At 61.1% G+C, this 9,576-nt stretch carries 14 protein-coding genes; 6 read left to right on the top strand and 8 right to left on the bottom strand.

Features of this window, described 5'->3' with window-relative positions; translation table 11 throughout:
- The first annotated feature begins 153 nt into the window (after nucleotides 1–153).
- Nucleotides 154–753: a hypothetical protein gene (locus B9Z50_RS03690; RefSeq protein WP_108362268.1), complete on the top strand. Its 600-nt coding sequence runs from the start codon at nucleotides 154–156 to the stop codon at nucleotides 751–753.
- A 10-nt stretch (nucleotides 754–763) separates the two neighbouring features.
- On the opposite strand, the gene B9Z50_RS03695 is transcribed toward B9Z50_RS03690, so the two are convergent.
- From B9Z50_RS03695 to B9Z50_RS03705, 3 genes are all read right to left on the bottom strand, one after another.
- Nucleotides 764–1,699: an alpha/beta hydrolase gene (locus tag B9Z50_RS03695; protein ID WP_108362269.1), complete on the bottom strand. Its 936-nt coding sequence runs from the start codon at nucleotides 1,697–1,699 to the stop codon at nucleotides 764–766.
- A 107-nt stretch (nucleotides 1,700–1,806) separates the two neighbouring features.
- On the bottom strand, nucleotides 1,807–2,088 hold the full coding sequence (locus tag B9Z50_RS03700; RefSeq protein ID WP_199221655.1) for a heavy-metal-associated domain-containing protein: 282 nt from the start codon (nucleotides 2,086–2,088) through the stop codon (nucleotides 1,807–1,809).
- A gap of 11 nt (nucleotides 2,089–2,099) precedes the next feature.
- The gene (locus B9Z50_RS03705; protein WP_108362270.1) at nucleotides 2,100–2,852 is read right to left on the bottom strand and encodes a DUF4395 domain-containing protein; all 753 of its coding nucleotides are present in this window, start codon (nucleotides 2,850–2,852) and stop codon (nucleotides 2,100–2,102) included.
- Between the two features lie 48 nt (nucleotides 2,853–2,900).
- Between B9Z50_RS03705 and B9Z50_RS03710 the strand changes: the two genes are divergently transcribed.
- On the top strand, nucleotides 2,901–3,512 hold the full coding sequence (locus tag B9Z50_RS03710) for a Crp/Fnr family transcriptional regulator (protein ID WP_158270625.1): 612 nt from the start codon (nucleotides 2,901–2,903) through the stop codon (nucleotides 3,510–3,512).
- On the opposite strand, the gene B9Z50_RS03715 is transcribed toward B9Z50_RS03710, so the two are convergent.
- The 4 genes from B9Z50_RS03715 to B9Z50_RS03730 all read right to left on the bottom strand — a co-directional run bounded on the left by B9Z50_RS03715 (nucleotide 3,509) and on the right by B9Z50_RS03730 (nucleotide 7,104).
- A complete protein-coding gene (locus B9Z50_RS03715; protein ID WP_108362272.1) occupies nucleotides 3,509–4,723 on the bottom strand; it encodes a serine hydrolase in 1,215 nt (404 codons plus the stop codon). The genes B9Z50_RS03710 and B9Z50_RS03715 overlap by 4 nt on opposite strands.
- 285 nt (nucleotides 4,724–5,008) lie before the next feature.
- Entirely contained in the window at nucleotides 5,009–5,152 is a 144-nt protein-coding gene (locus B9Z50_RS03720; protein WP_199221671.1) for a hypothetical protein, read from the bottom strand.
- A gap of 16 nt (nucleotides 5,153–5,168) precedes the next feature.
- Nucleotides 5,169–6,392, bottom strand: coding sequence for a Fic family protein (locus B9Z50_RS03725; RefSeq protein WP_108362274.1), 1,224 nt, complete (start codon nucleotides 6,390–6,392; stop codon nucleotides 5,169–5,171).
- Between the two features lie 100 nt (nucleotides 6,393–6,492).
- Complete coding sequence (locus B9Z50_RS03730; RefSeq protein ID WP_108362275.1) at nucleotides 6,493–7,104, bottom strand: PolC-type DNA polymerase III; 612 nt, start codon at nucleotides 7,102–7,104, stop codon at nucleotides 6,493–6,495.
- A 202-nt stretch (nucleotides 7,105–7,306) separates the two neighbouring features.
- Here B9Z50_RS03730 and B9Z50_RS03735 point away from each other — a divergent pair, with 202 nt between their 5' ends.
- Genes B9Z50_RS03735 through B9Z50_RS03745 form a run of 3 tightly spaced genes read left to right on the top strand, consistent with a single transcriptional unit; the run spans nucleotide 7,307 to nucleotide 8,729 of the window.
- The gene (locus tag B9Z50_RS03735; protein WP_108362276.1) at nucleotides 7,307–7,591 is read left to right on the top strand and encodes an antitoxin; all 285 of its coding nucleotides are present in this window, start codon (nucleotides 7,307–7,309) and stop codon (nucleotides 7,589–7,591) included.
- A 15-nt stretch (nucleotides 7,592–7,606) separates the two neighbouring features.
- Nucleotides 7,607–8,005: a type II toxin-antitoxin system VapC family toxin gene (locus B9Z50_RS03740; RefSeq protein WP_199221656.1), complete on the top strand. Its 399-nt coding sequence runs from the start codon at nucleotides 7,607–7,609 to the stop codon at nucleotides 8,003–8,005.
- Between the two features lie 46 nt (nucleotides 8,006–8,051).
- A complete protein-coding gene (locus B9Z50_RS03745; RefSeq protein ID WP_108362277.1) occupies nucleotides 8,052–8,729 on the top strand; it encodes a metallophosphoesterase in 678 nt (225 codons plus the stop codon).
- Nucleotides 8,730–8,755: 26 nt separating this feature from the next.
- Here B9Z50_RS03745 and B9Z50_RS03750 read toward each other — a convergent pair whose 3' ends face one another.
- Entirely contained in the window at nucleotides 8,756–8,968 is a 213-nt protein-coding gene (locus B9Z50_RS03750; RefSeq protein WP_108362278.1) for a hypothetical protein, read from the bottom strand.
- Nucleotides 8,969–9,130: 162 nt separating this feature from the next.
- On the opposite strand from B9Z50_RS03750, the gene B9Z50_RS03755 reads away from it, so the two are divergent.
- Entirely contained in the window at nucleotides 9,131–9,553 is a 423-nt protein-coding gene (locus B9Z50_RS03755; protein WP_108362279.1) for a hypothetical protein, read from the top strand.
- Nucleotides 9,554–9,576 lie beyond the last annotated feature (23 nt).

Below are 9,576 nucleotides of genomic sequence, written 5' to 3' on the forward strand. Positions count from 1 at the left end.
TCCGCTCTCCAATTGCTGCACTGGTGGGCGAAACCACGTAATGCCTGTCATAAAGGCCGTGTTTCATGTGCCCGGCAAGGCCTTTGAGAGGAGCGTGCATCCAGCTCACTACACTTGTCGGCTTGGCCAATCCGGCCCGCACACTTTGCACGTATGGAATTCATCAGTCTGCTCTTCATCCTGGCCATGGGCATCCACTGGCTCAACATCCAAGGACAGCGCAAACGCACGGCCTTGCTGGCCGAGCAATTGCGCCCCTTTCAGATCGAAAAAAACATGGCCCAGCTGACCGGTGCCTACATGCGGGCCTTGGGCGAATCTGACCCCGAGCGCCAGCAGCACATCCTGCAACTGCAGGACGCGGCCGAGCATCAACTGGCCAGCGAGTTCAAAAATCTGGCGCGAGAATTTGCCAAACTGCCCGCCCCCGAAACGCGTGGCTTCAAGCTGGCCCTGCCTTACATCGACCAGCTCTCACCCAAAGCCACGTTTGACATGCGCCGTCTGCTGGAAGTGCACGCCCAAGGCATCGAGCGCACCGTGCGCAACCCGCAGGGCCTGGCCCCCAAAGAGCGGTCCTTTCGCATGATGGGCGAGATGTTTTTGATGCAGCACAGCTGCCACTGGTTTTGCCGCGCCAAAACCATCGCCTCGGCCCGCATGGTGGCCCAGCACCAGACCCGCTACGAGCAAGCGCTCGACGCGGTCAGCCCCGAAACCCGCCAAGCCTATCTGGCCGTGGTGCAGGGCTGATCAGGCCTGATTAGCCCTGCGTCCAAGCGGTGCGCAGCGCTTGGGCGCACACAGCCACCGCCGTGTTGGCCTCTTGCAGCACCCGGCCCATGGTGATGAAGCCGTGGATCTGTCGCTCAAAACAAATGTACTGCGCAGGCACGCCCGCCCGGCTCAGGGCATCGGCGTACATCAGGCCCTCATCGCGCAATGGGTCAAAACCTGCCGTCAACACCAAGGCCGGAGGCAAGTTGGCGTGGCTGGTGGCCAACTGGGGTGAAGCTCGCCAGTCCAGCGTGTCTTGCGGGCCGCGCAGATAGTTGCCCGAATACCAGGCCATCGACTCGCGCGTGAGCATGTAGCCTTGGCCGTTGGTCTGGTACGAGGCGGTCTCTGGGGCCATCAGGGTGCTGGGGTAAATCAACAACTGCAAGACGGGCTTGAGGCCCAAGTCACGCAAGCCCAAACATGCCGCAGCGGCCAGGTTGCCTCCCGCGCTGTCGCCGCCGATGGCGATGCGGGCCGGGTCAATGCCCAAAGCCGCGGCTTGCGATGCCACCCACTGCCAGGCGGCCACCGCATCGTCGTAGCCGGCCGGAAATTTGTGCTCCGGCCCCAGCCGGTAGTCCACCGCCACCACCACACCCCCAGCTTGCTGGCACAGGCTGCGGCACAGCACATCGTGGGTGTCCAAGTCGCCAATGGTCCAGCCGCCGCCGTGCAAGTACACCAGCGCAGGCAGGGCCGGGCTGACCGCGGCCGGGTGGTACACACGCACCGCAATGTCCACACCCGAATGTTGAAACGACAGTTCCTGCACCCGTCCCACCTCGGGCGCATCGGGCTGTGTGAAGCTGCGCCGCGCCCGGTAAGAGGCCCGCGCCTCGGTGGGCGTTTGGGTGTGAACCGGGGGAATGCCCTTGTCGATCATCAAGTTCATCAGGTCTTGGGCTTGCGGGTCGAGCATGGGCACTCCGGACGGTGGGTGTTGAGGGAATCGGTAGAGAAACGCCATCCATTATGTCAACGCGCACAGCTTGTCGGGACTGGCCCGAGCCCTCAAAGTGAAAACGCTTAAGCGCTGACTTTGCCGATCGCGCAGCTGACCATCGACTTGGCCTGCGCCAAGCCCGACTGAAAACCAGTCACCGAACCTTGTTCGGGGTAGCCCATGCTGCGCAGTTTGTCGGCGATGGCGCTGCGCTCGGCCTCGTTGGCCAATAGCGTGATGCGTTGCTGCTCGCGGTCAATCTGCACCTCGCTCACGCCCGCAATGCTGCTCAGGCCTTTGCGGATGGAGTTCTCACAGCCGCCGCATTTGATGTTCTCAACGTCAAAGGTCAAAGTGGTGTTCATGTGGGGTCCTTTCAAAGACAGCCGTTGTGTTGTTTCCAAATCGTTTCGTGGCCCATGGCCTTGGCGAAATCGGGCACACGGCAGCGTTCTTCCTCGTTGCCCGTGGGCTGGCTCGGTGCGCTGTGCATGCCCGGATGGTGCATGCCGCGCAAGGCGGGGCCTTGCTTGACCCAGCCCGCCACCGCCACCATCACCGCCACAAAACCCACCAGCACCAAGGCTTGGCCCCAGTGGCCGCCCGCGCCAGACGGTGGTGTGTAGGTGCAAGTGCCACCGGGGCACAGCTGGGCTTGCTCGGGGCGGAGCAGGTCGTGCAGCTTGCAGCCAATGCAAATGCCAAAAGCGGTTTCAAAAAACATGAGCAACAAACAGGTACCACACACCAGCATGTTGAGCGGCCCAATGCTGCGCTCGATCACCAGCAGATACAGCATCCACAGGCCCAGCGCCAAGCCAATGCCCCAGGCAAAGCGCTTTTGTGGCGCACCCACATATTCGGGTTCCTGGCCGCGCACAACCCACTGGCCGATGATCATGGCCGGGGCCCAGCGCGGGTTGATGAAAAGGCGAATGCCGAACTCGATCACAAAGGCCACCACAAACACCTGCGTGGTTTGGAATTGGCCCAGCATTAAAGCCTGGGCAAAGGCGGCGAAGGCCACCACAAACAAAATGCCGGCGCTGGCACGCACCGCGCGTTCGTTGAAGACAGGCACCGCGTAGTCGGGCAGGGTTTGGCCAAAGGCAAAGAAGGGGGATTTCATGCGGGCAGTATGCGGTGCGGCGGCGCTTTCTCATATGATTTCAATCACATGAACACCACACCCACAGACCCGCGCTTGCTCGACCTCTTGCCCCCGGCCCTGTTGGCCGACTGCGAGGTACTGCAGCTGCGCAAAGGCGAAAAGCTGTTCACGACAGGCCAACAACCACGCTATTTGTTCTGGGTCCATGCCGGCCAAGTCGTGCTGGAGCGGGTCGCTGCCAACGGCAGCAGTGTGGTGCTACAGCGCACGCAGCAAGGTTTTGTGAGCGAAGCCAGCCTCCAGTCGCCCCGCTACCACTGCGACGCCGTGGTGGTGGTGGACGCACACATCACCCGAGTGCCCGTGCCCGCGCTCTTGCAAGCACTCACGCACGACCCCGCCTTTGCCCTGCGCTGGATCGGTATGCTCAACCAAGAGGTGCGCCGCTTGCGCTTGCAATGCGAACGCCTGAACCTCAAGGGCGTGCAAGCGCGGGTGCTGCACTGGCTGGAAACCGAAGGCAAGGGCGGCTGCTGCGCCGTGACGGCGGGCTACAAATCGCTGGCGGCTGAGCTGGGCGTGAGCCACGAAGCGCTCTACCGCGCCTTGGCCGACATGGTCGACGCGGGCTTGGTGCTGCGCGAGCCTGAGCGTTTGTGTTTGAAGGCCCCCCACTAGCGTTTGGCTGCAGCCTCGGCAACTTCGGCATCCACGGCCTGCTGCACCGCCACGTAAAAAGCCTCCCGAGCGGCAGTGGCCGTCGGATCGGTGGCGTTGTTGCCCCAGTTGGCGTTGGAGGCAATCACGAGCTTGCGCGCCGGGTCAATGAAGATGCCCTGGCCGAAGATGCCACGGGCGGCAAAGCTGCCGTCATCGTAGGTCCACCACTGGTAGCCGTAGCCGCGCCCGGGCTGGCCAATGCCGGTGCGCGAGGTGGTGGCTTCTGGCAGCCAGCCCTCGGGCAAAGTGGGCTGGCCGTTGATTTGCGCGCCATTCAAGATGAACTGCCCGAAACGGGCAAAGTCTCGCGTGGCCGCTTGCAGGCAGCAGCCGCTGATCTCTTGCCCGGATTTGCTCAGAATCCAGGTGGCCTGTTGTTCCATGCCAGCGGGCCGCCAGATTTTTTCCGACAAATAGTCCGACAGCGTTTTTTGGGTGGCCCGCGCAACGAGCACACCCACCAAATTGGTCTCGCCCGTGCTGTACAGCCAGCGGGTTCCGGCGGGCACGGCACGCGGCAGCTTGCGCAGGTAACTCACCACGGCGTCCTCGCCGTCTTTGGGCTTATGGTTGTTGAACTGGGCCACATCGGATTTCGGGTCGTCGTAGTTCTCGTTCCAAGCCACCCCCGAGGTCATGGTGAGCAACTGGCGGATGCTGACGTCGTCGTAGGCCGAGCCCTTCATTTCGGCAATGTAATCACTGACCTTGTCGTCCATGCTTTTGATGTGGCCATCGCGCACGGCCATGCCCACCAAGGTCGAGGTCAAAGACTTGGCCACAGAAAAACTGGTCCAACGGCCTTCGCTGTCAAAGTCGAGCCCGTAGCGCTCCAGCCGCACCTGGCCGTTGTGCAGCACCATGAGCGCCGCACTGCGCTGGCCTTGCATGTAAGCATCAACGTCCAGAGGCAGCGCCAGCGGCGCGCCGGGGGGCAAAGCAGATGGCTTATCACCCGCAGGCACCACGCGGTGCTTGGCCAAAAAAGGCAAACGGTCCAGCGCCCGAAATGCTGCATCGCGCTGCGATGTGCTCCAAAACAGCAGGTCGGTGTTGGTGGGGAACGCCGCCAAGAAACCCCGTGTTTCCTTGTCCAGACTTTGCCAACCCAAGGCACCCGCACCCAAGATGGCGGCCAGACCGACCAGTGCAATTTTTTTGAACTTCATGACGGGTAGCTCCTTCGCAGCGATTGGGATGAAAGGGTTTGGTTGGCCACCATGTAGGCGCCTGGTTGCGTGTTGGATGTTCTTGATGAGATGCCTGATTTTTCGACCGCCTCAAGCACAAGGGTGTGAGCTCAAAAAACACGCCAACCGCCATGAGCTGTAGGAGCGGTCTCTGACCGCGATGACTGGGTCTAGCGATTCATCGCGGTCAGAGACCGCTCCTACAGCTCATGGAAACGAGTTCGATTTGACCATGACTTTGTTTGCGCAGAGCAAAAAAACAACTCAAAAATTCATGCTTTTGGTTGCAGCCTGCGCAATGCTGGCCGCGTCCACCACCAAGAAGCGGCGCAGCACAGCGGCATCCACGCCCGCAGGCAAGTCGGGCTGGGCGTAGTTCTCGTTCATCAATGTGACGTCATAAAACACGTCTGTTGATTGGCTTTTAGCCCTGCGCCTCGGCCTCTGGCCACAAACTCGGAAAGTAAAAGCGCAGCGCATGCTGCGGCACGCCCCAGCGCAGCTTGCCGTGGGGCGAATCGCTTTCCAGCAAACCCCTTTTGAGCAATGCAGACACCTGCGCCGTGGCCAAGCGTTCGCCCAAACCCAGCATGGCTTTGAAGTCGGCCCGGTCCAGCTCGGCCTGCGAGGCAAACAGGTAATGCAGCGCCCGCAAAGCCTCGGCGCGCACGCCTTGCTTGACCACGTTTTCCTCGTAGGCCAAACACGCCGCCATACGGTCCTTCATGCCACCAAGCGACAGCAAGCCCGACATGAAGTCGACTTGGTCGATACACACGCCCAACACGTAATCGATCCAGCGAATCAAACCCGATTCAGTCAGGTTGCCCCGGCCATCCAGATCGCCTGCCCGGGGTTCATCGGCTGCTGCCAAGTTGGCGTAATACACCTCGTGTGTGCGGGCAAAGCCCCGCAAAGGCGACCACAAACCGTTGGTCAATCCCATATGACCCAACACCAAATGGCTGTGCAGCCGCGCCACACGCCCGTTGCCGTCTGCAAAGGGGTGAATCCAGGCCAGCCGCTGGTGCGCCGCCGCCATGGCCACCAGCTGCAGCTCGCCTCGGCGCAGCCCCGAATACACAGAGGACCACCGCGCTAAAAAAGCCGGCAAAGCCGCCGCAGCAGGTGCAGCATGCCGCCCCACACTCACCTCGCGTTCACGCAAAGCACCGGGCTGCAAAGTTTGGGGGCCAGAGGGTGATTCAAGCTGGCGATCGGCTTCGGGCAAGCGGGCAAACAAATCCTGGTGGATATCGCAGACGGTCTGCACCGACCAGACTTGGGCACCGCCCCACGCAGGCCACAACGCCTCTAATTGCGACTCGGTGGCCATGTGGGCCAGCGCCATGCGTTGGCGTCGGGCCTTGTCGGCGTCCTGGGCGTAATCGTTGCGCAGGGCTTGCTCGATCTCCAGCGGCAAGGTGTGCTGACCCTCGATCTTGTTGGAGTAATACGAGTTCATGGCCCGCAACGATGAGCGCAGCCCCGGCAGCGCCCCGCTCGGGCACCAGCCCGACAAACGGTCCGCCTTGCGAATCAGGTCATGCGAACGCTCCAGCAGGGGACCCATGCGGTGCTCAGCGGGCAGTAAGGGCTCCATCTGAGCCGGATCGTCGTACAGCTGAAATTTTTGCGACTTTGACATAAGACACAAGTCTATGTCATGTAAAGATATTTACCAAATCATGCGGGAAATTTTGCGACTTTGAATGCGACTTCGAATTCGACTTGAAATGCGCTTTTATTCAGCCCTGCGCACGCGCCTTCAAGTACGGCCCCACCATGTGGCGGCTGGTGCGTTGCAGGCCCATCAGCAAAGCGTGGTCGGCCTGGCTGCAGCCGTAGCGGGTTTTCAGGTCGTGCTGCATCTGCGCCAGCAAATGCGCGGCCATCTCGGCATCGGCCAAGGCCCGGTGGGCGCGACCAGACGACGGCAAATGGTGCAGCGCGGCCAGCGTGCCCAGCTTGTGGTTGGGCGCTTGCGGGTACAGGCGGCGCGACAGCAGCAAAGTGCAAGCAAAAGCGTGCGAGCCGTCTTGCCCGCAACGCGCCAGCTCGGCCTGCCAGAACTTTTTGTCAAAGGCCGCGTTGTGCGCCACCATGGGCCGCCCGCCCACAAAGCGCGCCGCCTCGCGCATCACCTCCTCGGCAGGCGGCGCGGCCTGCACCATCTCGTTGGTGATGCCCGTGAGTTGGGTGATGAAACTGTTCACCCGCACCCCAGCGTTCATCAGGCTTTGGTAACGGTCCACCACCTGGCCGCCTTCGAGTATGACGATGGCCACCTCGGTGGCGCGGTCACCCATGTTGGGCGAGATGCCCGTAGTTTCGAAGTCGATGATGGCGATGGGGGTCATTGGTGGCACAGCGGCAGTCATTCGGAGGAACTGTTCAAGCTTATCCGAAGGCCCAGCCAGCAGCGCCTAACGGGCCGCGCAAGGCTTTTAGAGTTTTTGGGAGGGGCTGCGGGTGGGCATGGCGTTGGATATGCCCCTTGGGTAGCGCATGCTCAATACACGTCATATACTTTGGTATATGCTCGCACCCAGGGAGGCCACCATGTCACAAACTGCCAAACTTTTTGCCAACGGCCGAAGCCAGGCTGTGCGCCTGCCAGCCGCATTTCGGTTTGACACCCCAGAAGTCTTCATCCGACAAGACCCCGCCACGGGCGACGTGATCTTGTCTCGGCGGCCCGAAGACTGGCAGGGTTTTTTAACCGCCGCTCTGGCAGCCCAAGTGCCCGATGACTTTTTGGGCAGCGAAGAACGCCAAACACAAGGCCACGCGCCAGCTCCCGAGCGAGACCCATTTGAAGACATGCCCCCTTCACTCAATCACTGACCAGCGAGCACGCCCATGTCACCGCGCTACATGCTGGACACCAACACCGTCAGCCACATCATCAAACGACACCCGCAAGTCATTCAGCGCTTGCTGGCTGTGCCCATGCACACCGTTTGCATCTCGGCCATCACGGCGGGCGAATTGTCATTTGGTCTGGCCAAGCGCCCCGAGGCCATGGCCTTGAAAGCAGCCGTCACAGAGTTTTTGCGCCGTGTCGAAGTGCTGCCTTGGGATGCCGCCGTGGCCCACACCTACGGCACCGTTCGCGCACAGTTGCAAAGCCTGGGTACACCGTTGGCGCCGCTGGACACCCAAATTGCAGCCCATGCACTGCATGCCCAAGCCACCTTGGTGAGCAGCGACAAAGCCTTTGTGCAAGTCGCAGGCCTGCAGCTTGAAAACTGGACTTGATCAACCCTTGGACAGTTCAACACTGACCGCCCCAAGCTGCGCACACATGACCGGCCCTCTCCTCTTCTGCGGCGACCCGCACGGCCAATGGCAGCACATCATTGATGCGGCTGAGCAAACCCACGCCCGCGCCGTGATCTTGCTGGGCGACCTGGAGCCAGCCCAGCCGCTGCACATCGAGCTGGAAACGATTTGGGAGCGGGTCTGGTTCATCCACGGCAACCACGACACCGACCATGCGGGCAACTTTGGCAACGTGTGGCACGACGAAATGAGCGAGCGCAGCCTGCACGGCCGCGTCGTCACGCTGCCCTGCGGCACGCGCATCGCTGGGCTGGGCGGTGTGTTTCGTGGTGCGGTGTGGTACCCCAAAGACCAGCAAGCGCCCAAATTTCGCAACCGTGAAGCGCACGCCCGCGTGACGCCGCGCCAAGACCGCTGGCAAGGCGGCGTGCAACTCAAGCACTGGTCCACCATCTACCCCGACGAGGTGGAACAATTGGCCTCGCAACAAGCCGACATCCTCATCACCCACGAAGCGCCCGGCTACCACGAACACGGATTCAAAGAGCTGGACTCACTGGCCCGCCGCATGGGCGTGCGCATGACGGTGCACGGCCACCAACACGACAACATCGACAGCAGCGCCCAATGGGACGCGCAAGGTTTTCAGAGCTTTGGGGTTGGACTGCGGGGGGTGATGGTGGTGGATGGATTGGATTGATCGTCACCCCATATCAACATCCGGACTCATTTGACAGTGCGCACTTTGGCAGCCATGCCCTGCAGGTGATTGCGCAAGCCTTGTCTGGATTCAAAAGTTTTGTAACGCCCTGCATCGATATCGGCAATGCCCTCTTGGGCAGCATTTCGTAAAACCGCTAACTGGTCAGCGTCTTCGGATTGGCCTTGCTCCATCAGCGAAGCTGAATCATCTGTCAGCACAAAATTTCGGGTGGCCATGCTGGACTCCTTTTTTTAACAGGCAGTGCTTATTGTGCCAACGAGGGTGTGCGGGATGCATTCTGAATCAGAGCCTGAACAACCCACTGCCCCAGGCAAAGCCCTGGTACACAAAGCCCCGCCCCGTTCGTAAGCTGAGCGCCTTTTCAGCAAGGTCGCGATATGCCCAACCAAACAAAAGCAGCCGATGCACCCGTTTACGGCATTCGGCCCCAAAAACCCGGCATGTATTTGGGCTTGTTTCATGGCCGCGACACACCCAACCAAGTCATGAACGACTGGGGTTTTGATGGCCCCGCCCTTGGCCCGCTCCAACACGTTCACACCACCTACGCGAGCAACGTGCATGTCCAGTTCACCAGCCCGAGCGACGCCCACTTGCTCACCGGCAACAACGACACGTTTTTGGAACTGCAACTCGACGGTGACCTGCTGTGCTTTGACGGCAAGCTTTATGGCGACTGGACGGTGTATTGGGTCTCGCCCGAAGAATGCTTCAGGCCGACCGACACCTTCCGGCAAAACACCCGCCCCAACGATTTGCGCAGACAAGCCAAACCGATCCCGTGGGACGAGGACAGCTAATATCTGCCATCAGGGAGAACAAC

This window comes from Limnohabitans sp. Bal53 (assembly GCF_003063355.1).
GTDB lineage: Bacteria > Pseudomonadota > Gammaproteobacteria > Burkholderiales > Burkholderiaceae_C > Limnohabitans_A.